The organism is Anoxybacillus sp. P3H1B, from assembly GCF_001560855.1.
Lineage (GTDB): Bacteria > Bacillota > Bacilli > Bacillales > Anoxybacillaceae > Anoxybacteroides > Anoxybacteroides rupiense.
This window is the reverse complement of the sequence record NZ_LPUG01000010.1, coordinates 16,653-43,358: the sequence shown is the minus strand read 5'-3', so window position 1 is coordinate 43,358 and position 26,706 is coordinate 16,653. Positions and strand designations below refer to the sequence as shown.

General features: G+C 45.6%; 21 protein-coding genes and 1 riboswitch. Of the genes, 11 read left to right on the top strand and 10 right to left on the bottom strand.

Going from position 1 to position 26,706, the window contains the following annotated elements; translation table 11 throughout:
• Nucleotides 1–18 precede the first annotated feature (18 nt).
• The 3 genes from AT864_RS03740 to AT864_RS03730 all read right to left on the bottom strand — a co-directional run bounded on the left by AT864_RS03740 (nucleotide 19) and on the right by AT864_RS03730 (nucleotide 4,781).
• Entirely contained in the window at nucleotides 19–1,371 is a 1,353-nt protein-coding gene (locus tag AT864_RS03740) for a (Fe-S)-binding protein (protein ID WP_066146643.1), read from the bottom strand.
• Nucleotides 1,368–2,780 carry a glycolate oxidase subunit GlcD gene (gene glcD / locus AT864_RS03735; protein WP_066146641.1) on the bottom strand — a complete coding sequence of 471 codons (1,413 nt, stop codon included), beginning with the start codon at nucleotides 2,778–2,780 and terminating at the stop codon, nucleotides 1,368–1,370. Before glcD ends, AT864_RS03740 begins: the two co-directional genes overlap by 4 nt.
• Before the next feature lie 327 nt (nucleotides 2,781–3,107).
• Nucleotides 3,108–4,781 carry an L-lactate permease gene (locus tag AT864_RS03730; RefSeq protein WP_066146638.1) on the bottom strand — a complete coding sequence of 558 codons (1,674 nt, stop codon included), beginning with the start codon at nucleotides 4,779–4,781 and terminating at the stop codon, nucleotides 3,108–3,110.
• 225 nt (nucleotides 4,782–5,006) lie between these two features.
• Here AT864_RS03730 and AT864_RS03725 point away from each other — a divergent pair, with 225 nt between their 5' ends.
• The 4 genes from AT864_RS03725 to AT864_RS03710 all read left to right on the top strand — a co-directional run bounded on the left by AT864_RS03725 (nucleotide 5,007) and on the right by AT864_RS03710 (nucleotide 8,864).
• On the top strand, nucleotides 5,007–5,732 hold the full coding sequence (locus AT864_RS03725) for a FadR/GntR family transcriptional regulator (RefSeq protein WP_066146636.1): 726 nt from the start codon (nucleotides 5,007–5,009) through the stop codon (nucleotides 5,730–5,732).
• 248 nt (nucleotides 5,733–5,980) lie between these two features.
• Nucleotides 5,981–6,700: a (Fe-S)-binding protein gene (locus AT864_RS03720; protein WP_066146632.1), complete on the top strand. Its 720-nt coding sequence runs from the start codon at nucleotides 5,981–5,983 to the stop codon at nucleotides 6,698–6,700.
• Between the two features lie 14 nt (nucleotides 6,701–6,714).
• A complete protein-coding gene (locus AT864_RS03715) occupies nucleotides 6,715–8,145 on the top strand; it encodes a LutB/LldF family L-lactate oxidation iron-sulfur protein (RefSeq protein WP_066146630.1) in 1,431 nt (476 codons plus the stop codon).
• Nucleotides 8,142–8,864 (top strand): lactate utilization protein C, encoded by a 723-nt coding sequence (locus AT864_RS03710; RefSeq protein ID WP_066146627.1) that lies wholly within the window; start codon nucleotides 8,142–8,144, stop codon nucleotides 8,862–8,864. The genes AT864_RS03715 and AT864_RS03710 overlap by 4 nt, the downstream gene beginning before the upstream one ends.
• A gap of 365 nt (nucleotides 8,865–9,229) precedes the next feature.
• Here AT864_RS03710 and AT864_RS03705 read toward each other — a convergent pair whose 3' ends face one another.
• From AT864_RS03705 to AT864_RS03680, 6 genes are all read right to left on the bottom strand, one after another.
• Nucleotides 9,230–9,928, bottom strand: coding sequence for a TerC family protein (locus AT864_RS03705; protein ID WP_044743879.1), 699 nt, complete (start codon nucleotides 9,926–9,928; stop codon nucleotides 9,230–9,232).
• A 425-nt stretch (nucleotides 9,929–10,353) separates the two neighbouring features.
• Nucleotides 10,354–11,643 (bottom strand): imidazolonepropionase, encoded by a 1,290-nt coding sequence (hutI, locus tag AT864_RS03700; RefSeq protein ID WP_066146624.1) that lies wholly within the window; start codon nucleotides 11,641–11,643, stop codon nucleotides 10,354–10,356.
• Nucleotides 11,640–13,304 (bottom strand): urocanate hydratase, encoded by a 1,665-nt coding sequence (hutU, locus tag AT864_RS03695; protein ID WP_197430993.1) that lies wholly within the window; start codon nucleotides 13,302–13,304, stop codon nucleotides 11,640–11,642. Before hutU ends, hutI begins: the two co-directional genes overlap by 4 nt.
• A gap of 24 nt (nucleotides 13,305–13,328) precedes the next feature.
• A complete protein-coding gene (hutH, locus tag AT864_RS03690) occupies nucleotides 13,329–14,855 on the bottom strand; it encodes a histidine ammonia-lyase (protein ID WP_066146619.1) in 1,527 nt (508 codons plus the stop codon).
• 258 nt (nucleotides 14,856–15,113) lie between these two features.
• On the bottom strand, nucleotides 15,114–15,563 hold the full coding sequence (hutP, locus tag AT864_RS03685) for a hut operon transcriptional regulator HutP (RefSeq protein ID WP_044743883.1): 450 nt from the start codon (nucleotides 15,561–15,563) through the stop codon (nucleotides 15,114–15,116).
• 545 nt (nucleotides 15,564–16,108) lie between these two features.
• Entirely contained in the window at nucleotides 16,109–17,467 is a 1,359-nt protein-coding gene (locus AT864_RS03680) for a D-serine ammonia-lyase (protein WP_066146814.1), read from the bottom strand.
• A gap of 148 nt (nucleotides 17,468–17,615) precedes the next feature.
• Here AT864_RS03680 and AT864_RS03675 point away from each other — a divergent pair, with 148 nt between their 5' ends.
• The 7 genes from AT864_RS03675 (at nucleotide 17,616) to AT864_RS03640 (ending at nucleotide 24,577) form a co-directional block, all read left to right on the top strand.
• Complete coding sequence (locus AT864_RS03675; protein WP_044743885.1) at nucleotides 17,616–18,458, top strand: SPFH domain-containing protein; 843 nt, start codon at nucleotides 17,616–17,618, stop codon at nucleotides 18,456–18,458.
• Between the two features lie 14 nt (nucleotides 18,459–18,472).
• Nucleotides 18,473–18,646: a hypothetical protein gene (locus tag AT864_RS03670; protein ID WP_044743904.1), complete on the top strand. Its 174-nt coding sequence runs from the start codon at nucleotides 18,473–18,475 to the stop codon at nucleotides 18,644–18,646.
• 636 nt (nucleotides 18,647–19,282) lie between these two features.
• Nucleotides 19,283–20,326, top strand: a complete 1,044-nt coding sequence (locus AT864_RS03660; protein ID WP_066146811.1) for an XdhC family protein — start codon at nucleotides 19,283–19,285, stop codon at nucleotides 20,324–20,326.
• Nucleotides 20,323–20,991 carry an NTP transferase domain-containing protein gene (locus AT864_RS03655; RefSeq protein ID WP_066146616.1) on the top strand — a complete coding sequence of 223 codons (669 nt, stop codon included), beginning with the start codon at nucleotides 20,323–20,325 and terminating at the stop codon, nucleotides 20,989–20,991. Before AT864_RS03660 ends, AT864_RS03655 begins: the two co-directional genes overlap by 4 nt.
• On the top strand, nucleotides 20,948–23,260 hold the full coding sequence (locus AT864_RS03650; protein WP_066146809.1) for a xanthine dehydrogenase family protein molybdopterin-binding subunit: 2,313 nt from the start codon (nucleotides 20,948–20,950) through the stop codon (nucleotides 23,258–23,260). Before AT864_RS03655 ends, AT864_RS03650 begins: the two co-directional genes overlap by 44 nt.
• Nucleotide 23,261: 1 nt before the next feature.
• On the top strand, nucleotides 23,262–24,101 hold the full coding sequence (locus tag AT864_RS03645) for a xanthine dehydrogenase family protein subunit M (RefSeq protein ID WP_044743888.1): 840 nt from the start codon (nucleotides 23,262–23,264) through the stop codon (nucleotides 24,099–24,101).
• The gene (locus tag AT864_RS03640; RefSeq protein ID WP_044743889.1) at nucleotides 24,098–24,577 is read left to right on the top strand and encodes a (2Fe-2S)-binding protein; all 480 of its coding nucleotides are present in this window, start codon (nucleotides 24,098–24,100) and stop codon (nucleotides 24,575–24,577) included. The genes AT864_RS03645 and AT864_RS03640 overlap by 4 nt, the downstream gene beginning before the upstream one ends.
• Nucleotides 24,578–24,701: 124 nt before the next feature.
• Here AT864_RS03640 and thiC read toward each other — a convergent pair whose 3' ends face one another.
• A complete protein-coding gene (gene thiC / locus AT864_RS03635) occupies nucleotides 24,702–26,423 on the bottom strand; it encodes a phosphomethylpyrimidine synthase ThiC (RefSeq protein ID WP_066146614.1) in 1,722 nt (573 codons plus the stop codon).
• 149 nt (nucleotides 26,424–26,572) lie between these two features.
• A riboswitch (TPP riboswitch) is annotated at nucleotides 26,573–26,687 on the bottom strand.
• Nucleotides 26,688–26,706: the final 19 nt, after the last annotated feature.

Here is a 26,706-nt window from a genome sequence, read left to right as displayed (position 1 = left end):
CTAAAATTTTTATCCTGCTTACCCGTCTTTACTTTCTTCAAACAAGCCGCTTTCCTTAACCGCTTCAAATAATACTTCCACAATATGCACAGCACGAACTTTTTCTCCCAGCCCTTTCCTCTCAATTCCTAGTTTCATTTGCAGCAAACAGCCAGGATTAGCCGTCACAATGGTAGTCGCTCCCGTTTGTTCTGCATACACCATTTTATGATCTAAAATTTGCATGGCCATTTCCGGTTCAACAATATTGTAGATCCCTGCAGAACCGCAGCAGCGATCAGACTCTCTCATTTCGCGAAATTCTACACCAGCAATCGATTGAAGCAGTTGCCGCGGCGCAGATGATGTTCTCATGACATTTCGCAAATGGCACGAATCCTGATAAGTAACAATTTGCGGCGGCAGCTTCAGTCCTTTATGCTGAAACCCTAATTCTATTAAAATAGCAGAAATGTCACGAATTTTCTCCACAAAAGCTTTAGCGCGGTCAACCCAATCAGGATCATCTTTCAACAAATGATCATACTCCATTAAAAACGCTCCACAACCGCCTGCATTTGTAATAACGGCATCTGCCTGACATTGCTCAAACGCCTCAATGTTTCGCTTGGCTAACCATTTAGCCTGCTCTTTTTCTCCGCTGTGTCCATGCAAAGCGCCGCAGCATGTTTGCAAAGATGGAATGACAATTTCACATCCAGCTAGCTGCAATAGCTTCATCGTTGCATCATTCGTTTCGATAAACAGCGTATCCATTAAGCAGCCGGAGAAAAAAGCGACTCTTCGTTTCGCCTCTCCTTGTGCCGGCAAATGCTTTGGCCGCTTTTTCATTTTTTTTAGCGTTGGAGCACTTGGCAAAACCTTTTCCATTTCCCTTAAATGGGCAGGCAAAACATGAGACAATCTCGTTCTCTGTAAAAACGTTTGCAGTCCTGAGCGCTGATAAAATCCAAGGGAGGCTGTTGCTACGCGCACACGATTAGGATAAGGAAACAATTCTTTAAACACCAGCTTACGCAGCACGCGAACAGGCCATGAATGTTTTTTATTTTGCTGAATAATATCGCGCGCTTCTTCCAATAAATGTCCATAACGGACGCCTGAAGGACAAACCGGCTCACAAGCTCGGCATCCCAAACACATATTCAGTGTACGTTCAACGTCCTCATCCGGTTCAATCAAACCATCGACTACCGCCTTCATGATGGCAATGCGTCCTCTTGGCGAATGCAGCTCCTGTGATCCCGATTCTATATACGTGGGACATGACGGCAAGCAAAAACCGCAACGCATACAGTTCATAAGCTCATCTTCGTTCATCCGTTCACGAAACTGATCTTGGATCGCTTTTTGCTCCTTTGACGAAGTCATTTTGTTACCACCACACGTTTCCTCGTACTTTTCGCAAACACTTTTCCTGGATTCATAATATTGTAGGGATCAAGCGCACGCTTGATCGCTTGCATCACCTCTACCCCTTCCTTGCCAAGCTTCCATTCTAAATATGGCGCCTTCATGGCTCCCACTCCATGTTCCCCGGTAATCGTACCCCCAAGCTCAATCGCCTTGGCAAAAATTTCGGCAAACGCTGCTTCCACTCGCTCCATCTCTTCATCATCACGTGCATCCGTCGGACATGTTGGATGCAAATTGCCATCGCCGGCATGCCCAAATGTACAAATCATGACGCGATATTTCTCGGCAATTTCATTGATGGCTGTTACCATTTTTGCTATCTCTGAACGCGGTACAGTGGCATCCTCCAAAATCGTTGTCGGCCGTAGGCGAGCAAGGGCGGATAATGCCGAACGCCGCGCTGTGCGCAAAGCATCGGCTTCTTGTTCAGAACGGGCCAATTGTACAGACACCGCCTGTTCCTCTTTACAAATTCTTTCTATTTGCCGCATCTCTCTTTCCACCACTTCACGTGCACCGTCTTGCTCGATAAGAAGAACGGCCTTTACATCTGTCGGCAAGCCAATTTGTGCATAATCTTCTACAACTCTAAGCGTTGGCTGATCTAAAAATTCCAATGTCGCAGGGATGATTTTGCTTGCAATAATTTTGGACACAGATCGGGCAGCCGCCTCTAAATCTTGATAAAGAGCTAGCATCGTTTTCTTTGCCTCCGGCATCGGCACAAGCTTCAGCGTAGCCTCTGTGATAATTCCAAGCGTTCCTTCCGATCCAACCAATAATCTTGTTAAATCATAACCAGCCACATCTTTGGCCAATTTTCCTCCTGTGCGAATAACGTCTCCATTGGCCAACACCGCCTCAAGCCCAAGGACATAATCACGAGTGACTCCATATTTCAGCCCGCGCAGACCACCGGAATTTTCATTAATATTTCCTCCAATCGTTGAAATTTTCATCGAGCTTGGATCAGGTGGATAAAACAACCCTTTTTCTTCTACTGATTTAATCAAATCGAGCGTAATCACCCCCGGTTGAACCGTTGCTGTTAAGTTGTCTTCATCAATTTCAAGAATGCGATTCATATGCTTAAAAAGCAGGACAATTCCACCTTCTATCGGACATGTTCCGGCACACAGATTCGTACCGGAACCGCGTGGAACAATCGGAATGCGGTACTCGGCGCAAACTTTCACAATCTCGGAAACTTCCTTCGTATTTCGCGGCGCCATCACCGCCTCAGGAATCGCTTGAAATTGCGGAGTGGCATCATAGGAATAAACAAGCCTCCCCGCTTTGGAATCGTCATAGTTTTCCCGGCCAACGATTTGAATAAATAATTGTTTAGCTGCTTCAGAAATCAATGATTCTCACCCTCTCTAAAAACGTGATATACAGGCAGCTTGAAGATAGAGCGCATGATGCCGATTTTGGCATCGCCTTCTTATCTATAAGAAGAAGCCATGGCTTTCATCATTTTTTAGTCGACTTCAATGCTTGTTTATGACTTGATAAACTAAGGCAACGAGCCTTTAGACAATCGAAGGCAAGTCAATGGAATTGATAGAATTCGCACCGCTAAATATAGAAAAATGAAAGGGAAGCCCCGTTCTATATAACTTAAGAAAAAAGGAGCCTTTTCACAGAGAAGGTGGTCTCCCCCTGTGCTGGCTTCCTTTTTTCAGCAAGCACTATGGAATCATCCATGAAAAAATAGTAGACTGTAAAAATGTCATAATCCCAATTAAAATAATGAAAAAGATGCTATGCTTGACTGTAAAGCGGAATAAATCGGATTCTTTGCCGGCTAAACCTACCGCAGCACAGGCAACCGCAATCGACTGCGGTGAAATCATTTTCCCTGTCACACCTCCTGATGAGTTAGCGGCCAGTGCAAGAACAGGATCCATTCCGATCGAAGCAGCGGTAATCTTCTGTAAATTTCCAAAAAGTAAATTAGATGATGTATCTGAGCCTGTGATAAACACCCCTAACCATCCGAGAAACGGAGAGAAGAAGGAGAACAGTGAACCTGTTTTAGCCATCGCCATTCCCAATGTCGTACTCATTCCAGACGCATTGGTCACATAGGCGAAACCAACTACGGCTGTGATCGTAATAATCGGAAACTTTAATTCTTGCAACGTCTCGGCAAAAGTCTCGGCCCATTGCTTCCAAGAAATGCGGACAATAAACTTGGTCACAATAGCCGCTAAGAAGATGGCTGTTCCTGCTGCTCCTAGCAGTTCTAATTTATAGACAGCTGCAATCGGCTCACCATTGGCATCAATAATTTTATTGCTTAATCCGGGAACCTCCGGCATCCATGTCAAATAATGCCCTATTGTATTAAGCGCTTTCAACATCACATTTGTTCCTTCATAATGCCCCGTGAGCGCTGCCTTCATCTGTGGAATTCCCCAGATCGAAATAAACAAGGTTAATACTAAAAACGGGGACCATGCTTTGAATACTTCACCGCTTGTATAGCGCTTTTGTGTTTGAATGGTCGCTGCCGCTTCCAACTCCGAATCAAAACGATAAATGGTTTTCGGTTTCCAAAATCTCAAAAAAACCGTCAAAGTAACAAGCGACACTAACGCTGATAAAATATCTGGCAATTCCGGCCCCAAGAAGTTTGAGCTAACATATTGAGTAACGGCAAATGAAATTCCTGATATCAAAATCGGCGGCAGCACTTCGATCGTTTTTCTCCATCCAGCCATAATGAGTACAAGGTAAAACGGAATAAAGAAGGATAAAAATGGAAGTTGCCGACCCACCATTTTTGAAATTTCCATTGCCGGAATGCCTGTCGGCCCTTCTAACGCAGTAATAGGAATACCGATGGCCCCAAAAGCGACAGGGGCTGTATTAGCAATTAAACAAATGCCGGCCGCATATAATGGATGAAATCCAAGTCCTACGAGCAAAGCAGCAGAAATCGCCACCGGCGCTCCAAATCCGGCCGCCCCTTCTAAAAAGGCTCCAAATGAAAATGCGATAAGCAGCGCTTGCAACCGTCTATCTTCTGTAATAGACAATACCGAATTGCGAATAATATCGAACTTTCCTGTTTTTACTGTTAATTTATACAAAAATACCGAAGTGATAATAATCCATCCGATGGGCAAAAGACCGTAAACAGCCCCCTGTGTGGCGGACATGGCAGCAATTGACACAGGCACCCTGTAAGCGATTACAGCTATGACCAATGAAACGATCAAAGTCGTAACGCCTGCTACATATCCTTTCATTCTTTTAATCGCCAGCGCCCAAAAAAAATAAAGAATCGGCACAAGAGCCACAACGGCCGATAAGGCTAAATTATCAGCAATCGGTGTAAAATCTTGCTTCCACTGCATAGCAAATCCCCTCCCAATTTAATATCTCCCCTGAAAAAGATGATAATTAGGTCATCTGATGACCATGTGTTTATACTGACAAAAATTATATGCTCTCTTTAGAAAAAACTCAATATGAAATTATGAAATTTTGTGAAATTTCTTTCGCTGATTCTTTGCGAAAATTTTTGTATAATATAAATTATGTGACAAGCTGTTACACTTCTCAGTATGAGGTGACTATTTTTGGAATATAAACAAATTAAACCGAAAAAAATTTACGAAGAAGTAGCGGAAACCATTTTTGATATGATTAAAAACGGGGTGTTGAAGCCCGGAGACAAGCTCGATTCTGTTCAGCAGCTAGCAGAGAATTTTCAAGTGGGGCGTGCAGCGATTCGCGAAGCACTGACCGCTTTAAAAGCCATGGGCTTAATTGAACTAAAGCAAGGAGAAGGAACCTACATCCGTGAATTTGATCCGACGATGCTTTCTTTTCCTATTTCCATTGCCGCTCTTATGAAAAAGGAAGATATCGCCTATTTATTGGAGGTCCGCAAACTATTAGAGGTGGGCGCTGCCGGCGTAGCTGCCCGGAAGCGAACAGAAAGGGACTTGAAAGCGATGGAGGAGGCACTCGAACAAATGCGGCAAGGAATCGGCAATGAAGAAATTGGGGAAAAAGCTGATTTCCTCTTCCATATTGCTATTGCAGCAGCATCACAAAATCCCATTTTGGTTAGTCTGATGAACAATATATCAGAAATGATGATAGAAACCATGCGAGAAACAAGACGAATTTGGCTTTTTTCTAAACAAGCAACAAGCGAACAGCTGCTTGAAGAGCATATGAATATTTTTGAAGCGATTCAGCGCCAAGATGTCAATGCTGCACAAGCTCGCATGCTAGAGCATCTATCAAACGTAGAGCAAGTACTAAAAAAATATATTTCTCCTCATAGCGCCAACTAAAGAAAGATGGCGCTTTATTTTTTTCAAAATTGTTATATAATTATTCATATAGTCATCTGATGACCTGTTTATCTTGCTTCCATATGTGCAGCAAAACAAAAGGGAGCTTCGGTGGATGGCCGGTTGAAATCATTGATTTTCCCGTAAACATCGATGATCCCATACCCACGATTATGTTTTCTTTCAATTCAAGATACACTTCCATACCGAGAAACTCCATCATTTAATACCAAGGAGGGAAACGCACGATGAAAGTCACGCTGTTTATTACTTGTTTAGTAGATTTATTTCATACCAATGTCGGCAAATCAACCGTCGAGCTGCTGGAACGATTAGGATGCGAAGTCGAGTTCCCGGACGCCCAAACCTGCTGTGGACAGCCCGCCTACAATAGCGGATACGTCAAAGAAGCAAAAGAAACGATGAAGCATATGATTCGTACATTCGAGCATGCAGAATATATTGTTGCTCCCTCTGGCTCATGTGCCACCATGTTTAAAGAATATCCGCAAATTTTCCGCGGAGACAGGGAATGGGAAGCAAAGGCAAAAGCTCTCGCAGCCAAAACATACGAATTGACTCAATTTCTTGTGGAGGTGTTAAAAGTAGAAAATGTGGGGGCTAAGCTTCAAGGAAAAGCAACCTATCATACGTCATGCCATATGACGCGGTTGCTTGGTGTGAAAGAAGCCCCTTTTAAACTATTAAAACATGTGGAAGGCTTGGAAATGGTTCCGCTTCCGAATGCCCATACCTGTTGTGGCTTTGGCGGTACGTTTTCCGTCAAAATGGGGGACATCTCTGAGCAAATGGTGGATGAAAAAATCCAGCATATTGAAGAAACAGAAGCGGATTATTTAATCGCTGCGGACTGCGGCTGTTTAATGAATATAAAGGGGCGCATCGAACGAGCGCAGAAACCAATTCAAGTGATGCATATTGCAGAAGTGCTTAATAGCCATGAATGAGGGAGGGAAAAAATATGTCGATGAAAATCGGAGAAGAGCCATTTCATGCACGCGTAAAATCAGGAATTGATAATTCATTTATGCGCGGCGCTGTCGCTGGAGCCCAAGAACGATTGCATGCCAGACGGTTAAAGGCCGCTGCGGAGCTCGGCAATTGGGAAGAATGGCGGGCGCTCGGGGAAGAAATTCGCCAACATACACTAGCCAATCTTGATTTTTACTTGTTTCAATTAAGCGAAAACGTTGCCAAGCGCGGAGGACACGTTTTTTTCGCCCAAACTGCCGAAGAAGCTTCACAATACATTCTTGACGTCGCCATGGAAAAGCAAGCCAAAAAAATTGTCAAATCCAAATCGATGGTTACAGAAGAGATCCATCTGAATGCTGTGCTGGAAAAAGCGGGCTGCGAAGTCATTGAAACGGATCTCGGAGAATACATTTTGCAAATGGATGACCATGATCCCCCTTCCCACATTGTCGCACCCGCCTTGCATAAAAATAAAGAACAAATTCGCGATGTTTTTCGCCAGAAGCTGGCCTATGACAAAACCGAAAAGCCAGAAGAACTGGCCCTTCATGCCCGCCAAACACTGCGCCAGGAGTATTTAAGCGCCGATATCGGCATTACCGGCTGCAATTTCGCCATTGCCGAGTCCGGTTCGATCACGCTTGTTACAAATGAAGGAAATGCCGATTTAGTAACAGCCCTTTCTAAAACACAGATTACCGTTATGGGCATGGAACGAATTGTGCCGACTTTCGCAGAAATGGAAGTGCTTGTAAGCTTACTCACACGCAGCGCTGTCGGGCAAAAATTAACAAGCTATATTACGGTACTAACCGGCCCTCGCCATCTTGAAGAGATAGACGGCCCAGAAGAGTTTCACCTTGTCATTGTCGATAATGGCCGATCCAATATTTTAGGGACAGAATTTCAACCCGTGCTGCAATGCATTCGCTGCGCGGCCTGTGTCAATGTTTGCCCGGTGTACCGTCATATTGGCGGTCATTCATATGGATCCATTTATTCCGGGCCGATCGGTGCCGTCCTTTCCCCACTGCTTGGAGGCTATGATGATTATAAAGAACTGCCGTACGCTTCAACATTATGTGCAGCCTGTACGGAAGCATGTCCTGTCAAAATACCGCTTCACGAACTGCTGCATAAGCATCGGCAAGTCATCGTGGAACAAGAAGGAAGAGCCCCTATTTCAGAAAAATTAGCCATGAAAGCATTTGGCTTAGGTGCAGCATCAACGACATTTTACAAACTGGGCTCGAAAATGGCACCAAGCGTCTTGAATCCATTTACAACCAATGAACGCATTTCAAAAGGACCCGGACCGTTAAAAGCGTGGACAGCGATTCGCGAATTCCCAGCGCCCGAAAAAGAAAGGTTTCGCGATTGGTTTCATCATCGAAAGAAAGCAGGGGATCAGCCATGAAAAGAGGACGTATCCATCGCCGAGAAGCGTTTTTAAATCAAGTTGCCGAGCGGCTTGAACGGAAAGCGTACGCGACAAACGTGCAGGCTCCTCAGTGGCGGCATCAGCCGCAATGGACTGTATTTCAAGGGTATAGTGAGGACGATTTGCTAGAAGTATTGAAGACGCAGTGTGCAGCCATCCATACCGATGTATTTGAGACAAACAAAGAACAGCTTCCTCTTACCTTGCAAAAAGTCGTATCCCGTTATGGGGGCGGTCCTGTCGTGACATGGAATGATCCGCGTTTTGCGGAATATGGATTATCCCATCTTTTGTACCATCATTGGCGAAACAGCGGCATTCACGTTCATATATGGGACCCGTCTCTTGGAGCGGTCAATATCACAGAGGCTGAGCAGGCGAATATTGGGATCACTTTTAGCGATATCACATTGGCAGAATCGGGGACCGTCGTCTTATTCAGCGATCGCGGAAAAGGACGCACTGTCAGCTTCTTACCGCAAAACTATATTTGCATCATTCCGAAAAGCACCATCGTTCCCCGAATGACGCAAGCCGCTTTTTATATCCATCAGCAAGTCAAAGCGGGAAAAGAAGTCGCATCATGTATCAATTTCATTACCGGTCCAAGCAATTCAGCCGACATTGAGATGAACTTAGTAGTGGGGGTCCACGGCCCTGTGAAAGCTGCTTATGTGGTCGTAGCAGACGGCTAAGGCTCGAATGGAACTCTAGTACAGAGCCAAACCAACAAAAATTAAAGAACCGAACAGCTTCACTAAAGACTAAGCTTTCGTCCGTTAAGCAAGCTGTTCGGTCATTTTTCTTTTAAGCAAGATATCATGTTGCAGCCTGAAGATTTAACAATAGATCAGAACAAATCCACAGCCTTGGATCATCTATTCATGTAGCAAAGGTACAAGCAACGCCGCTTTCAGGCCTATGAATCGATTGCTAAGAAACAACATCATATAAATCCCCAAATGTGAAAAAATTCATTTTCATCTATAATCCAATGAACCTCTTTGATTTATACTCCGTTGAGAGATAGGAGACCCCGACGGATACGCTAACAATCCTTTTATATCATTCTGCCTTTTTCTCTTTGCGCTTCCGCCTTTTTATTTGTCAGATAAGCGAGGGCCAGTACAAAAATCGTCAAACCCGCAGCAATCGCATAAGAAAGCGGACCTTTTGGCAAATGGAGGAAACTTGTAAACCCCTCATCCTCCATCATCATTTTTCCTCCTGTCCAAGCTAAAATGCCGGACCCAATATACGTAATCCACACATGTTTTTCCATAATGGCCACGATCGCCTTCGAGCCAAAAATCATAATCGGAATGCTGATAGCTACGCCAAATGCAATCATACCAACGTGCCCTTCCGATGCCCCCGCCACAGCGACCACATTATCTAAGCTCATTACTGCATCTGCTACGATAATCGTCCAAATGGCTTTTAAAAGACGATCAGATGATTGAATATTCGCTGTCTCTTCATGCTCAACCAACACTTTATACGCAATCCAAAGCAATAAAAGTCCGCCAGCTAAATGTACGAATGGGATTTTCAGCAAAAAGACAATGATGGCGGCAAACAAGATCCGCAAAATAACCGCTCCGCCCGTTCCCCAAAAAATTGCCTTATTTTGCTGCTCTTTCGGAAGCTTCCTTGTCGCCATTGCGATCACAATCGCATTATCGCCAGACAAAATAATATCAATAGCAATAATTTTGATTAGTGCTATCCACGCATCATAAGACCATATGGCATCCATATAAAGTTCTCCTTTAAAAAAACTAATATACCTTCCCTCTCATCTTATACGAAACCATCTATCTGGGCAACCTTTCTGTACTATATCCTCCTTCTCTCTATTCCTAAGTTTATCATGCTTACTGTTTTTTCTGAATGTGTCTGTCATATGATGAAAACCGCACATTCATATTTTCATTTTCTCTCGATCAGCACCGGCAAGCCCAGAAGCCATTCAGCTGTTTTCAAGAGAAGGTTGGCACGATTTCTCCTCCAGAACAATGCCCATTCCATAAACAAAGAAAAAATAAAACGACAAGCTTACTTACGAACGCTTGTCGTTTTTGGTTTCGATTTTTCCTCACTTATTTAAGAAAATTCAAACATAATCGTTTAGCCACCTTTTAACGGAATATAAGTAGGAGGAAGTTCATCCGTTTGTTGTTATCAATCGGCGTAGGTTGTTGCTATCACATCACCCCTGCTTCTTTCTGCCACTACCCTTCCTGCTTTCCATACCATATGAACGTGATTGACTCCATAATGGTATGGCACATACGCGTAATTTGGCGCATCCCAAATAACCAGATCCGCTTTTCTTCCAATTGCAATCCTCCCTGCTTCTTCTCCGCGATGAATCGCATAAGCCGCGTTTACCGTTACTGCGTGCCAAATTTCCTCCGGCGTCATTTTCAGCTTCAATGCCGCAATCGACATAATGAGCTGCAAATTTTCTGTCGGCGAGCTTCCCGGATTAAAATCGGTTGAAAGAGCGACCGCCGCCCCTGCATCAATCATCGACCGCGCTTTCGCATAAGCTTCCTTTCCTAAATAAAAGGACGTCCCTGGCAGGAGGACAGCAATGGTGTTTGACTGAGCCAATTTCCGAATTCCAGCTTCTGATGCTCCCACTAAGTGGTCACCGCTTGCGGCTCCCAATTCAACTGCTAATTCCGTGCCGCCAAGGGGATCAATTTCATCCGCGTGAATTTTCACAGCAAATCCTTTTGCCTGGGCAGCCTGCAAAAAGGCACGGGACTGCTCTACCGTAAAAACACCTGTTTCACAAAAAATATCGACAAATTCAGCAAGCTGTTCCGCTTTCACGACATCGAGCAATTCAAGCATCTCCGCCAAAAATTGTTCAGGGTCGTGCTGATATTCAGGAGGAATGGCATGAGCTCCAAGAAAGGTAGAGACCAAATCAATCGGATGCTCTTCCTTCAATCGCTTCACAACACGAAGCTGCTTAAGTTCTGTCTGCCGATCCAGCCCGTACCCGCTTTTCGCTTCAACTGTAGTCATACCATAGGAAAGCATTCGGTCAAGATGAAGCTTTGCTTTTTGAACAAGCTCTTCTTCGCTTGCGTTTCTTGTCGCCGCTACCGTCGATAAAATTCCTCCTCCTCTTTTCAAAATTTCTAAATAAGGGACACCTTGCTGCTTTAGGGTCATTTCCTGTTCGCGTGATCCGCCAAATACTAAATGAGTGTGCGGATCTACAAGCCCTGGAGTCACCAGTCTTCCATCTGCATCTATGACCCGCTCTGCTTGCAGCTGTTCCGCCTGTTTCGCACTGCCGACAAAGGCGATTTTTCCATCTTTAACGCCCACGGCTGCATGGTTTAAAACCGAGAGCTTTTTCATCTGTTCCCCTTTTGCCGGCCCCTTCCCTTCCATTGTTAACAGCTGTCCGATATTGGTAATCAGAGTATCCAATAGTTGTCTGGTTGTCATTCATTTTCCTCCTTAAGCATTGGGATTCGAATCTGCTGTTCCTTTGCCATTTCAATAGCTCGTTCGTACCCAGCATCGGCATGACGGATAATCCCCATCCCCGGATCAGTCGTCAAGACCCGTTCAAGACGTTCTTTAGCCAAATCAGTGCCATCTGCGACGACTACCATACCGGCATGGAGAGAGTATCCCATCCCCACTCCACCCCCATGGTGGAAGGAAATCCATGAACCTCCCGCAGCCGTATTGATTAAAGCGTTAAGTACTGCCCAATCGCCTACGGCATCGCTTCCGTCCTTCATCGCCTCCGTTTCGCGGTTTGGCGAGGCGACAGACCCGCAGTCTAAATGATCGCGACCAATGACAATCGGAGCTTTCAGCTCCCCTTTGCGCACAAGCTCATTTATCGCAAGCCCCATCTTGACACGCTCTCCGTATCCTAACCAGCAAATGCGCGCTGGAAGCCCTTGAAATGCCACTCTCTTTTGCGCCATGTCAATCCAACGGATAAGCGACTCATTTTCCGGAAACAGCTCTTTAATGAGTTCATCTGTACGATAAATATCGGCCGGATCACCAGATAACGCTGCCCAACGGAACGGGCCTTTTCCTTCGCAAAACAGCGGGCGAATATAAGCTGGAACAAAGCCCGGAAACGCAAAAGCCTTTTCGACCCCCTCGTCTTTGGCCACTTGGCGGATATTATTTCCATAATCAAACACAATGGCACCGCGTGTTTGAAACTCAAGCATCGCTTCAACATGTTTCGCCATGCTTTGTTTCGAACGGCGGACATATTCTTCGGGATCATTTTTTCGCAACTCGCGCGCTTCGTCTAACGACAGGCCAGTCGGAACATAGCCGTTCAACGGATCATGTGCCGAAGTTTGATCTGTCACAATATCCACCTTCACTCCACGCTTTAACAGCTCATGATGCACTTCCGCCGCATTGCCGATTAATCCAATGGAAAGTGGTTCTCCTTTTTCCTTTGCTTCATACGCCCAAAGCAGCGCCTCATCAAGCGAGGCCGTCATCCGATCACAATATTTAGTATCCAATCGTTTTTGAATGCGTTGAGGATCCACCTCCACTGCAATCACGATGCCGCCATTCATCGTCACAGCCAAAGGCTGAGCCCCGCCCATGCCGCCAAGTCCGGCTGTCAGCGTCAACGTTCCTTTTAATGTGCCGCCGAAATGCTTTTTCGCCACTGCGGCAAATGTTTCGTACGTGCCTTGTAAAATTCCTTGCGTGCCGATGTAAATCCAGCTTCCCGCGGTCATTTGTCCATACATGATGAGTCCTTTTTTATCTAACTCATTAAAATGTTCCCAATTCGCCCATTTTGGCACAAGCACGGAATTCGACAGCAGTACTCGCGGGGCACGCTCATGAGTTTTAAAAACACCAACAGGTTTTCCTGATTGAATTAAAAGCGTTTCATCCTTTTCTAGCTCTCTTAACGCTTTCACAATCGCGTCAAATGCCTCCCAATTTCGCGCTGCTTTCCCAATTCCTCCGTATACAATGAGATCTTCCGGCTTCTCTGCCACCTCCGGATCCAAATTATTATACAGCATGCGAAGCACTGCTTCTTGCTCCCATCCCTTGCATTCCAGCTGCAAACCTTTTTTCGCTCGAATATTGCGCGAGATCATTTGACTCATCGTTTTCCTTCCTCCTCATGAATATTGATTAACAGGTGCGGGGTGAACGAGAAAAAAAGACTGATCCACTTCCTTCAGCCACTTTGCGGCCGCTTCTATATCTTTAGAAAACACGCGGTCTTTTGTAATCGATGGTACAATTTGACGCGTCGCTTCATAAAACGCTCTTGTCTTCGCAGCCATTTTGTCTACTCCGCGATGTTCAACCGCCTGCATCGCACAAATCAACTCAATCGCGAGTACCCTGCGCACATTTTGCAAAATGGCATAAGCGTGCCGGGAAGCAATGGTTCCCATGCTGACATGGTCCTCTTGATTAGCTGATGATGGAATAGAGTCCACGCTGGCTGGATGAGCGAGCGTTTTATTTTCTGAGACAAGCGCCGCCGCCGCATATTGCATAATCATGGCACCTGATTGCAAGCCAGGAGCTGGGCTCAAAAACGGCGGCAGATCACTCAGTTGCGGGTTGACGAGCCGTTCGATCCTCCGCTCGGAAATATTGGCCAGCTCGGCGAGCGCAATTTTCATAAAATCCAGCGCTAATGCAATCGGTTGACCATGGAAATTTCCACCAGAGATCACAGACGCTCCATCATCAAAAATTAATGGGTTGTCAGTGGCGGCGTTCATTTCAATTTCCAATTTTTCTTTTACATAATCAAGCGCCTGCCATGAAGCGCCATGTACTTGCGGAATACAACGAAGCGAATAAGCATCTTGTACGCGCAGTTGCCCTTGTTTGGTCACGAGACGGCTGTCAGCTAAATAGGTGCGAATCCTTGCGGCTACTTCCGTCTGTTGATGATAGCCGCGAGCAAGATGGACTCGTTCATCAAATGCATCCATAATTCCCTGTAGCCCTTCCAGAGTCATGGCTGCAATGAGTTCGCTTTCATATGCCAGCTGTTCAGCTTCTAAATACCCGACAACTCCCATCGCTGTCATCGCCTGCGTGCCATTGATCAGCGCTAATCCTTCTTTCGCCTTTAAGGTAATGGGAGTGAGTCCTTCTTCTGCAAGAGCTTCCATAGCAGGCACTTGCTGTCCGCGATAAAATACTTCTCCTTCACCAAGCAGCGCCAATACTAAGTGAGACAGCGGCGCCAAATCTCCGCTCGCGCCTAACGAACCTTGCTGCGGAATGACGGGATGAATTTTGGCATTTAACAAATCCAACAGCCGTTCAATGACAACCGGGCGAACACCTGAATATCCTTTCAAGAGAGCGTTAGCCCGCAATAGCAGCATAGCGCGCGAAACAGACTCCGGAAATGGTTCACCCACTCCGCATGCATGAGAATGGATTAAATTCCACTGCAGCTCCTCCACATCGTTTGCTTCAATTAATACGTCGCTGAACTTCCCAAATCCTGTATTGATTCCATATACCACCTTTTTCTTGCTAACAATCTCCTCGACTGCTTTCCGGCTCCGTTCGACCGCCTCCATACTATCTGTGGAGGCGATGACCACTTCCCCGTCGTATAGCACGCGCTTCACTTCGTTTAATGTCAACGTATGGCCGGTTAAAATCACCATTCGCTCCATCCCCCTTTGCTTTAGCAAAATAAAGGAGGAGGCCCTACCCACATCATTTATCGTTGTGGTACAGCCTCCTCCTGAACTTATCACTTTAGGCTATCCTATATATGACATGCTCCCACCACCTACGCTGACGTTAAGAGATGGGAACTTCTCGGATAATCCCTTCCTTAATGAAGAGAAGTGAACCGAGCAATTTCCATGTGTCCCACGGTTCTGTGCTGCTTTAACACTTCCTAACCATTGATAAAATGGTTAAATATGGTTTACCCCAAGACCAATCGTTTCATGCTCAAGCCCGCGAATGGGCGCTCCGATCGTTCCGTATAAAGCCACAGCGATCCATTCTCCTTCTGCCTCATTTTCATAAGGAGTCCCTCGCATCACGGCAAAACGAAGGCCGACCGTTCTCATGAGCCCACCCAATTCCACTTGGCCCCTTGTTACTCCTTGCATCGCTTCTAGCACAGCATGATACAGCGCATGCATTTCCCGATACAAGTCTCCATTTACAATGCCGTTTCGCTTCGCTGCCGTTTCAACGGCTGAAACAATTTTTTGCAGGTCCATAGAGCCGACTTTCCCTTTGCAATAACGCCAATTAAGCGCATTCAAATGGGCAATGAGCCCATGTTCTTCCTCATCCTCCAGCATGGCCAGCAAAATAGCATTGCGGCCTACTCGATTTTTGGCTTGCTTAAGCACGAAAATCAACACCTATTGCTTAAATTTTCTAAATAAACTAATAGCTTATTGATATTGTAACGGCTTTGCTTGTAAATTGTCAATGAAAAAATACCATATTTTAACAAATTAACAAACTACCATATTACTTGGCTAAAGTCGATATTCGCTGTGCTTTAAGAAATGGTCTTCTACCAAACCTTGGTATCCGATCTAGAATCACGAGATGCTTGCTAATCCAGCATAATGATCCTAGAGTGAATTTTCTAGAATTGAACAACAGTTCGCCTATATTATGGGAAAACCTCAGCTTCAACAATATAGGGATTGCGTTTCCTGAAGATGGATTCATCCTTCTTTTCATTTTATGAAGGTCAATCCCACATGTTTGCATAACAAAACGAGCCAAAGGATGTCCTTCGGTTTCCTTCTCCTTTCTAAATTAGATGCTGCAGTCGTATTTACAGAATAAAAATGCCCATTCCTTTCTGCATATGCAACTAAAAAATCAGTAGCTCTGTTCATTCGCAAAACATGCTAATATGACAAGCACCTTTACTCTTGTTTTATTGCTTCGCGATTTCTTTATACAAGGTCCTTCCTTTTTCAACATATTGTTTCATCTCGGGTTCCGGTACAAGGTTTCCTCCAGTAGCCCAGCATAAATGGGTCGCCTGTTTTATGCTTTTGTACAATTGACGCTGTTCTATATACGATGTTCCTTTCATAAACAAAGAAACAGGGCCATAGACTCCCGCCAGTGCAGACGGCTCCAGTGCAATGTCTTCTTGATCTTTCATAAGTGCTAGGAGCATCAATAAATGCCGATCTGCTACCGTATAAATGCCACTGATCAGCTTTTCTACCGCTTTGCCGACAAATCGAGATGGGCGGCCGACCGCAAGTCCATCCGCTTCTGTTCGGCCGTCAATCCCAAAATCTTGAACACATACTTGATCATGCATCCCTGTCATCATTCCTAATAACATGCATGGCGAATGCGTCGGCTCAGCAAAAAAACAATGAACCGCATCGCCAAACATGAGTTTCAATCCAAACGCAATACCGCCCGGCGCCCCTCCGACCCCACATGGGAGATAAACAAACAGAGGATGTTCGTGATCCACGACAATCCCTTTTTCCGCGAATTGCTGTTTAAGGCGCAAAGCCGCAACTGCATAGCCAAGAAATAAATCGGCTGAATTTTCATCATCAATAAAATAGTTATTCGGATCGCTTTCTGCCTCTCTTCTTCCTTGTTCCACTGCCGTGCTGTAATCGGCTGAATGCTCAATCACGTGCGCGCCATTTTTTCGCAGCAAATCTTTTTTCCATTGTTTTGCTTCCGCCGACATGTGTACATTGACGCGAAAACCGAGCTTGGTTCCCATGATGCCGATGCTCAAACCAAGATTTCCTGTCGATCCAACCGTAATCGTGTACTGTGAAAAGAACGATCGGAACGCATCGCCCGCTAACACCGAATAGTCCTCTTCGCGCGACAAAAGCCCATGCTGTAATGCAAGCGCTTCGGCATGCTTCAATACTTCGTAAATTCCTCCTCTTGCTTTAATCGATCCAGCAATCGGCAAATGGCTGTCGCATTTTAGCAGCATTTTGCCCGGTACATGCTGGCCAAATACCTTACCTAATAGCTGCTGCATCCCGCTTATTTCCAACAGCGATGATTCGATGATTCCGTTTGCCTGCCTGGTTTCTGGAAAAACAGTGGCAATGAATGGAGCAAAACGCTTCAGTCTCTCTTCAGCTTCCTGTACGTCATGCAAATGAAAAGATCGTTCGCTTATTGCCGCATGAAACGGCTGATAGGCTGGATTGAACCAGAACGCTTCCTCCAATGATATTAGTTGCTCCAGCAATGGATAATCCTTCAACCAATCCTTAAGCTCTTTTCCATGAATCATCTGTGTCATCCTATCCACCTTCCCTTCTATATATCACTATACCGGATTACCATTCATTTTTCTGTAATGTAAAAAACAATCTTTTGTTTACATATTTTTCAAATTATGATATCATAATGATATAATCCATAATAAGGAGATGATTTTTATGAGAGAAAGCAAGGCTTGGTACGTAAACGGATTTTTAGGCATTTTGTTTATTCTCCTTTTCCTCATTGTCGCCGCTATCTCACTTTTACAACAAATGCTAATGCCTGCCATTGTACTTGCTGTATTGGCTGTTTTATTAGCAACAGGGATCACGATTGTTGAACCGAATCAAGCAAAAGTCGTCACTTTTTTTGGTCGCTACTTGGGAAGTATTCGCGATAGCGGCTTGTTTCTCACCATTCCGTTGACACGTCGCCAAACCGTGTCTCTCCGCGTCCGCAACTTTAACAGCAGTACATTGAAAGTTAACGATATTGAAGGGAATCCAATTGAAATTGCTGCCGTCATCGTCTTTAAAGTGATTGATTCTGCTAAAGCTGTTTTCGATGTCGACAATTATGAAAAGTTCGTTGCTGTGCAAAGCGAAACAGCGATCCGCCACGTAGCGACGAAATACCCATACGACACTTTTGAGCATGAAGAGATTACGTTAAGAGGAAATGCCGATATCATCTCTGATGTTCTCGCTACCGAATTGCAAGAACGTCTCAAAGTCGCTGGCGTTCAAGTAGTGGAAGCTCGCCTCAGCCATCTCGCCTACTCTCCAGAGATTGCTAGTGCGATGCTGCAACGGCAACAAGCAGCCGCTATTTTAGCCGCGCGCAAGAAGATTGTTGAAGGGGCTGTGTCTATGGCGCAAATGGCGATTGAACAGCTTGAGAAAGAGGGAGTTTTAGAATTAGACGATGAAAGAAAAGCAAACATGGTTAATAATCTAATGGTGGCGATCGTCTCTGAGCGAGCTGCACAGCCGGTTATTAATACTGGTAGTTTATATTGATGGTTGTGAGTCTTATGGCCAAAAAGAAAAATTTCCCATTAAGAATCGATCCGCACTTATACGAGGTGCTTGAACGTTGGGCACAAGACGAATTCCGCAGCGTCAACGCTCACATCGAGTTTTTATTGCGAGAAGCGGCCCGTAAAGAAGGCCGTTTAAAAAAAGAGGGAAAAAAAGAACAGGAATAAACCGCCATTTCTCTCTTTTTATTAAAACTTCAAGCTGCAAAGTGAAGAGGTCATCTCCCGACGGTCAGTCACGCTTTGACATGATCAAAACTCTTCCAACCCTTGATTTTTGCAGATATTGTTCGTTTCATCTGTATGTAAACGCCTGAACAGCGAACCGCTTCCTCGATCAAAGAATAGTCCTCGAAGCGATGCTGTTCAGGTTTTTTCTTGTATTCGAATGACAGCAGCAAACCACAGCCCTCTCCAGTCATCAACCTCGCCAAGGTCATTCAAAAATTCCCTAACATATAGGCCCCAATAGAAAACTCGATCTTCATCAGACATTTCAAGGCTAGATGATTTTTTCAGTCATGACGAATTTCCAAAAGAATACAATAGTAATAGCAGTGGATGATAAGCCCAAGATGCGAGTCACTATTCTATCCTTTATCATCCTTCTCCGCAACCAGCGGAATCGATGCAGCCACTTCATCAGGTTCCTCACCGATTATGCGACTCTCCTCCTTCTCCCTGTCATTTCATCTCAAACATCTCTCCTTCATTCGATTACAGAAACAGCAGCTGATGAGGTGGTTGATCATCATCAAACACCGATACTTGGCAAAATTTTTTTGCGGTGGTGAGAAACGAAAAATGGAAAACTACCATACTGTCCTAGAGGCTATCACTTCCTCACAAAAACAAGGAATACTGGCGATCATTGTCCATGTCGAGGGGTCGGCATACCAAAAGGAAGGAGCGTGCATGTGGATAGATGAAGAAGGTTACATAACAGGACTCATTAGCGGCGGATGTCTCGAAGAAACCCTTTCCATCCAAGCACAAGAAATATGGCAAAGCCAACGGCCAACCATTGTTACGTTTGATCTTAAACAGGAAGATGATTTGTCATGGGGGCAAGGTGTCGGATGCAACGGAACGATTCATCTTTTATTGCAGCCTATCACGGAACAGCTGAAAGCCGATTTGTTAACAGTAAAAAGACATTTAGAACAAAACCAATACGTTTTAATGGCAAAAAAATGGGGAGAAGCGGCAACTGACGAGAATAGCTGGCTATTTTTAGCTGAAAATGGACAGCGATGGGGAAATGTTGAATATGAAATTCCTGCCGACCTACTAAATCAACTGCATGCTGTCGGCACGTTTCAAACAAAGAATGGGATTTTCACTATTTCTGGGGCTTCTTTTTATTTTCAGCACTTTTGGCCCAAACCGCGCCTTATTATTTTTGGAGCGAACCATGATGTCAAACCGCTCGTGTCATTTGCCAAGCAGACGGGATTTTCTGTCACTGTCGTCGATTGGCGGCCTGCTCTTTGCTGCCCCGAGCAGATTCCAGATGCCGATCAGTGGATGGTTGGCTTTCCGAAAGAAGCAATCCCTCAGCTTCGTTTATGCGAACGAGATTTTGTCGTGATTATGACCCATCAGTTCCAGCGTGACCAAGAGCTTGTGTCTCTTCTTAGCCAACAGCCACTATTCTATTGTGGCATTTTAGGACCGAAAAGGCGCACCGCACGCCTCTTTCCCGATTTCTCCATTCCCGATGGTATCCATTCGCCAATTGGACTTTCCATCGGTGCGCGCGGCCCTGAAGAAATTGCGATCAGCATTTTAGCAGAAATGATTCATGTGCTGCGAAAACAACCATCTCCAGAAGGGGGAATAAGATGAAAGCTCCTCGAACCGTCGGGATTTACTTAGCCGCTGGAAAAAGTGCAAGAATGGGAACGGATAAACGATTGCTTCCATTTGCTGACTATTCTCTCGGATCCACTGCCTTACAAGCAGCCGTATTGTCTTCCCTTTCTCACATTCTTGTGATTGTGCCTATGGAGGATTCACTTGACTGGATGCTACATGAATTACGTCATCATGAAAAATGCAGCATCATTCGTTGCGCTTCTGATTGGGGATTCGCCCATTCATTGCGATGCGGACTCCATCTTGCTATCAAGCTTCATGCTGAAGCAGCCGTGGTGATGCTGGCCGATCAACCATTTATTACAGCTGCTATGATTAACGATCTTATCAACGCTTATTGCCAACATCGCACTGATTATGTCGCTTTTTCATCCAAATCGAGGCCTTCTCCGCCCATTCTCTTCAGCGCTTCTTTATTCTCTGAACTGCTCGACATTTATGGTGACAAGGGAGCACGCCAGCTGCTTCGCAAGAATAGCCACTGGAATGGAAGGTTACTAACAGCCAATGACATGGACTTGTTTTTCGATATTGATACATTCGTAGACTATGAAACAGCGATCAGGCGCTGGAATCAAAAAAGGAGGGTTTATCATGATTGGAAAGAGCGTCATTCGCAAAGAGGCTTGGGATAAAGTAACTGGGCGGGCCAAATATACCCATGATAAGTTGCAGCAAGGCATGCTGCACGCCCATCTTGTTACAAGCCCTTATGCTCACGCTCTTATTCACGAAATTCACTTCGAAAAAGCGCTCTCCGTTCCAGGAGTGCGCGCTGTCGTGACAGGAAAAGGACTTCCTCTGACAGGAGAGGATTTACGAGACCGGCCGCCAATCGCTTTTGATAAAGTGCGTTATCATGGTGAAGTAGTGGCGATCGTAGTCGCCGATACCCCTATACAAGCAGAGAAGGGCGCCAATCTGGTTCAAATCGTATACGAGCCGCTCCCAACGGTCGGTTCGCCACGTGCCGCATTACAAGCTGACGCCCCGTTGATTCATGAAAATCTAGGAAGTTATGAAAAAAATGATCACACGTATCCTGAACCGAATACAAATATCGCCCACCGCACCAAAATTCGCAAAGGCAATATGGAAAAAGGCTGGAGCGAAAGCGAAGTCGTGATTGAGACCAGCGTCGCATTTTCCCCCTCAGATCATTTAGCGATGGAGACAAGATGTGCAACAGCCGAAATTTTTCCGGACGGAAGGATTGAGATCACCGCCTCTACCCAATCGCCATTTATGATCAAAAAACTAATCAGTACTTATTTTGGCGAAGATGTCGGAAAAGTGGTTGTGCATACGCCTTTGGTCGGCGGGGGTTACGGAGGAAAGGCACCTGTTCAATTAGAACTGCTCGCTTATTTAGCCTCTAAAGCAGTGAGGGGCCGTAAAGTCAGCGTTTGGAATACAAGGGAACAGGACATGATTACATCGCCCGTGCACATCGGAATGGAGGCGACTGTCAAGCTCGGTTGCACAAAGGATGGAATGATAAAGGCGGCTGAAATATTGTTTTTATTTGACGGAGGAGCCTACTCTGATAAAGCGATTGATGTCACTCGTGCTGCCGCAGTAGATTGCACAGGGCCCTATCGCATTGAAAATGTATGGTGCGATTCGCTCTGTATCTATACGAACCATCCATACGCCTCGCCCTTTCGTAGCTTTGGCCATTGTGAACAAGCCTTTGCCATTGAACGGGCCATGGATATATTAGCTGAAAAGCTGGGCATGGATAAGCTCGAGCTGCGGCTGAAAAATGCGATTTTGCCCGGCCATACGACTCCGACCCGCGTCCTTCTTAATCGAAGCAATGTCGGCAATTTGCCCGCTTGCATCAAACGGCTGCGCGAGCTCATTCAGTGGGATCAATGGCAGCGAATCGAACTAAATGCCCGCACTGTTCGCGCCAAGGGTGTGAGCTGCTCTTGGAAAACATCCACGATTGACACCGAGGCCAGCTCCGGTGCGATTGTAACTTTCAACCCTGATGGAAGCGTTAATCTCATGTCCGGCGTTGTCGAAATCGGCACAGGCTCTAAAACGGTTCTCGCCCAAATTCTTGCTGAAAAGCTAAAAATGGACATGGATGATATTCACGTAAAAATGGATATCGACACGCAAAGCACACCAGAGCATTGGAAAACAGTCGCCAGTCGCGGCACATTTATGGGGGGGCGAGCTGTGTTAAATGCAGCCGAAGATGCCATTCGGCAGTTAAAAGCGATCGCTGCTTGTGTGCTCCGCTCCCCCATCGAAGATTTAGAAGTCGGCTACGGCAAAGTATTTGTACGCGATGATCCTGCTATTTTTATTCCGATCAAAGATATTGCTTATGGCTATAAATATCCGAACGGAAACGCGATTGGCGGACAAATTATTGGACGCGGCAATTACACGTTGCGTCATTTAACTCCTCTTGATAAGGAAACAGGAGCAGGGAAGCCCGGCCCAGAGTGGACGGTATGTGCCCATGCAGTAGAAATTGAATTCGATAAACGCGATTGCACCTATCAAATTCTTAAAGCCGTATCGGTCGTTGATGTCGGGGAGGTGCTCAATTGGAAAGCAGCGATCGGACAGATCATCGGAGCAATGAGCATGGGGCTGAGCTTTGCCAGCCGCGAAACCTTTTTATTTGACCGATATGAGCGCGTATTAAATCCACAGATACGGACCTATCAGCCAATCCGCTTTGGCGAGCATCCAGAATATATAGCCGATTTTATCAAAACACCTCAAATAGATGCGCCTTATGGAGCACGAGGTGCTGGAGAGCACGGTCTCATCGGCATTCCTGCAGCACTGGCCAATGCCTTATCAATCGCTGCTGGCGTTCCTCTTAACAAATTGCCGCTGTTCCCTGAACAAATTTGGCGAGCGCAAAAGGGGAAATAATATGGTTTCATTTGATTTCACATACCATCGTCCATCATCAATCGAAGAGGCCGTTCAGTTATTTGCATCGCTTCAGCGTCAAGGAAAAACGCCCATCTATTATAGCGGAGGAACAGAAATCATTACCCTCTCGCGCCTAAATCTTGTATTTGCAGATGCCGTTATTGATATCAAGCACATTCCAGAATGCCAGTCATTTGACATTTCACAAAATCAATTAGTACTCGGCACCGCTCTTACTCTTACCGCTATTGAGGAAACAAACGCATTTCCGCTATTAGCCAAGGCGGCAAGTGAAATTGCAGATCGCACGGCGCGCAATCAGATTACGCTTGGAGGCAACATTTGCGGCCAAATTTTTTACCGTGAAACCGTACTGCCTCTTTTACTTGTAGACAGTGATATTGTGATTGCTGGAAAATCGGGGGTTCAGCAAAGACCGATTCATGAAGTCTTCCAGCAAAGCATCCAACTGCAGCCTGGGGAGTTTCTTGTGCAAGTCAAAATGAATGCGGCATATTTAACGATGCCCCATGTCCATATGAAACGCCGAAAACAGGGCAAGGTTGGCTACCCGCTCGTCACCGTTTCCGCTTTAAAAAAAGGAAATGAACTCCGCACTGCTTTTAGCGGCGTCTGTCCATTTCCATTTCGTTCGCCAAAAGTAGAAGAGATGTTAAATGCCCGCCATCTTCCGATCGACGCACGAATCGACTATGCGTTACAGCAATTGCCCGAACCGATTTTGGATGATATCGAAGGTTCAGCGGAATATCGTTTATTTGTGTTAAAAAATACGCTTTGGGACATTCTTACTGAACTGGAGGAGGCCGAAAGATGAGTTCATCATCCAAATGTGAAATACCGCTTACTGTCAATGGAGAGAAATACTCCGTGATAGCCAGACAAGCGGATACGCTTCTTTTTGTTCTTCGCAATCACCTTGGTTTGACAGGCGCCAAGCCGGGTTGTTTAAACGGCGATTGCGGTGCATGCACCGTATTGATGGATAAAACGCCGATTAAATCGTGTATGATACTAGCCATTGAAGCCATTGGAAAATCCGTTACAACCATTGAGGGATTGCGCGATGCCCCCATCCAACGAGCATTTGTCGAGCATTTCGCCTTTCAATGCGGATATTGCACGCCCGGGTTTATTATGAACGCCCATGCTCTTGTTGAAAGCACGCCGAACGCCTCGGAACCAATCATTGAAAAGTGGCTTGAATCCAATGTTTGTCGTTGCACCAGCTACTTTGAAATTGAGCAGGCGGTCAAATCTGTGCTCGCAGAAAAGCAAGCAAGCAAAGACTGATTACTTTTTAGCCTTTCCCGCCATATTGGCCGGGAAAGGCTTTTCTGTGAATGAACCAGATGCTCCTCTTCATACGCACCGCGTGATCCGTCAGCAAGACAAATCCATGTCCTTATTGAGCTTATCATTGATAAAGTCTCGAACCGGTTTCAACAAACTCCTTCGCTTTTTGCTTCATCCCGTCCTCTTTTATGCTTTTTTGCAAATCATGGGAAATTTTCATCGAACAAAATTTGGGGCCGCACATGGAACAAAAATGAGCCACCTTCGCCCCTTCCGCCGGGAGTGTCTCATCGTGATATTCCCTAGCCCGTTCCGGGTCCAGCGAGAGATGGAATTGGTCGTTCCAACGAAACTCAAAGCGCGCTTTCGACAGCGCATCATCCCGCATTTGCGCTCCTGGATGCCCTTTCGCTAAGTCAGCAGCATGCGCCGCAATTTTATAAGCAATCACTCCTTGGCGCACATCCTCCTTATTCGGCAATCCTAAATGCTCTTTCGGCGTCACATAACAAAGCATCGCGGTTCCATACCAGCCGATCATTGCCGCACCGATCGCTGATGTAATATGGTCATATCCCGGGGCGATATCCGTCGTCAGCGGACCAAGCGTATAAAATGGCGCACCATGGCAAATCTCCATCTGCCTGTCGACATTTTCTTTGATTTTATCCATCGGCACATGCCCAGGCCCTTCAATCATCACTTGGACATCATGCTTCCATGCTATTTGAGTGAGCTCGCCAAGCGTCTCTAATTCTGCAAATTGCGCTTCATCATTCGCATCGGCAATCGATCCAGGCCGCAAACCGTCTCCTAACGATATGGCGATATCATAGGACTTTAAAATTTCGCAAATTTCCTCAAAATGAGTGTATAAGAAATTTTCCTGATGATGGGCCAAACACCATTGCGCCATAATCGAGCCACCGCGCGACACAATTCCTGTTGTTCTTCCAATGGTCAACGGTATATAACGAAGCAATACCCCAGCGTGAATCGTAAAATAGTCAACTCCTTGTTCAGCCTGCTCAATCAGTGTATCGCGATAAACTTCCCACGATAAATCTTCAACTATTCCATTCACCTTTTCCAACGCTTGATAGATCGGAACCGTCCCAACTGGAACAGGGGAATTACGAATAATAAACTCTCTCGTCGTATGAATCTGCTTTCCTGTTGATAAATCCATGATCGTATCTGCTCCCCAGCGGACAGCCCAGAGCATTTTCTCCACTTCCTCGTCAATTGATGAAGTGACGGCTGAATTGCCGATATTAGCGTTAATTTTGACATGAAAACGTCTCCCAATAATCATTGGTTCACTTTCCGGATGGTTGATATTGGCTGGTATAATCGCCCGCCCGGCCGCGATCTCTTGACGGACCAGCTCTGGATCCATCTGCTCCCGAATAGCGACAAATTCCATCTCCGGAGTAATGATCCCGCGTTTCGCATAATGCATTTGTGTGACTGCCTTGCCATTTTTGGCACGTAGCGGCGTCCGCTTAAAGGGAAGATAGATGTTCGATTCCTTTCCTTTGGAGAGGCCGTTGTCCTCTGGACGCACTGGCCGTCCTTCGTATTCCTCGACATCGTCTCTTTCTAAAATCCAACGTTTGCGCAGTTCAGGAAGCCCGCGGTAAATGTCCGCTTGAAATTCCGTGTCGGTATACGGCCCGCTCGTGTCATATACACAGATCGGATCGTTTTTAGACTCTCCGGCTTCCGTCTTGGTTGGGCTTAGCGTAATTTCACGCATAGGAACGCGAATATCAGAACGCGATCCTTCTACATACATTTTTTTACTGGCTGGAAACGGCATAGAAGATAAAACGTTTTGCATGCAACCCTTCCTCCTTTTTGTTTCATTCGATCTAAGGGCTACACCAAAACGTACGAAAAAAAGACGGTGGGGAAAAAGCAAAAATCGGGTTCTCCAAAAAGAGAACCCGATGGAATCAACAAATAGCGCAAAGTATATGCAACAATCCATACTCCCACTATCTACTTCCCTACGCTGGCATAACCCAGATCAGGTTCAAAGGGTCAAAGAACTTTCGCGCGTTCTTCTCTCAGTCCAAGCTATTGGACTCCCCTAGTAGATCCATTATTTACTTTTAGGGAAA

Excerpts from the sequence above, each read along its gene's own strand:
- hutH (WP_066146619.1), bottom strand. The coding sequence starts at position 14,855 with ATGGTGATTTTAACCGGCCATACGTTGACATTAAACGAAGTGAAGCGC.
- AT864_RS03740 (WP_066146643.1), bottom strand. The coding sequence starts at position 1,371 with ATGACTTCGTCAAAGGAGCAAAAAGCGATCCAAGATCAGTTTCGTGAA.
- AT864_RS03720 (WP_066146632.1), top strand. The coding sequence starts at position 5,981 with ATGAAAGTCACGCTGTTTATTACTTGTTTAGTAGATTTATTTCATACC.
- AT864_RS03705 (WP_044743879.1), bottom strand. The coding sequence starts at position 9,928 with ATGGATGCCATATGGTCTTATGATGCGTGGATAGCACTAATCAAAATT.
- AT864_RS03660 (WP_066146811.1), top strand. The coding sequence starts at position 19,283 with ATGGAAAACTACCATACTGTCCTAGAGGCTATCACTTCCTCACAAAAA.
- hutI (WP_066146624.1), bottom strand. The coding sequence starts at position 11,643 with ATGACAACCAGACAACTATTGGATACTCTGATTACCAATATCGGACAG.
- AT864_RS03730 (WP_066146638.1), bottom strand. The coding sequence starts at position 4,781 with ATGCAGTGGAAGCAAGATTTTACACCGATTGCTGATAATTTAGCCTTA.
- thiC (WP_066146614.1), bottom strand. The coding sequence starts at position 26,423 with ATGCAAAACGTTTTATCTTCTATGCCGTTTCCAGCCAGTAAAAAAATG.
- hutU (WP_197430993.1), bottom strand. The coding sequence starts at position 13,304 with ATGATCTCGCGCAATATTCGAGCGAAAAAAGGTTTGCAGCTGGAATGC.
- AT864_RS03670 (WP_044743904.1), top strand. The coding sequence starts at position 18,473 with ATGGCCAAAAAGAAAAATTTCCCATTAAGAATCGATCCGCACTTATAC.
- AT864_RS03715 (WP_066146630.1), top strand. The coding sequence starts at position 6,715 with ATGTCGATGAAAATCGGAGAAGAGCCATTTCATGCACGCGTAAAATCA.
- AT864_RS03675 (WP_044743885.1), top strand. The coding sequence starts at position 17,616 with ATGAGAGAAAGCAAGGCTTGGTACGTAAACGGATTTTTAGGCATTTTG.
- AT864_RS03640 (WP_044743889.1), top strand. The coding sequence starts at position 24,098 with ATGAGTTCATCATCCAAATGTGAAATACCGCTTACTGTCAATGGAGAG.
- AT864_RS03680 (WP_066146814.1), bottom strand. The coding sequence starts at position 17,467 with ATGATTCATGGAAAAGAGCTTAAGGATTGGTTGAAGGATTATCCATTG.
- AT864_RS03710 (WP_066146627.1), top strand. The coding sequence starts at position 8,142 with ATGAAAAGAGGACGTATCCATCGCCGAGAAGCGTTTTTAAATCAAGTT.
- AT864_RS03655 (WP_066146616.1), top strand. The coding sequence starts at position 20,323 with ATGAAAGCTCCTCGAACCGTCGGGATTTACTTAGCCGCTGGAAAAAGT.
- AT864_RS03645 (WP_044743888.1), top strand. The coding sequence starts at position 23,262 with ATGGTTTCATTTGATTTCACATACCATCGTCCATCATCAATCGAAGAG.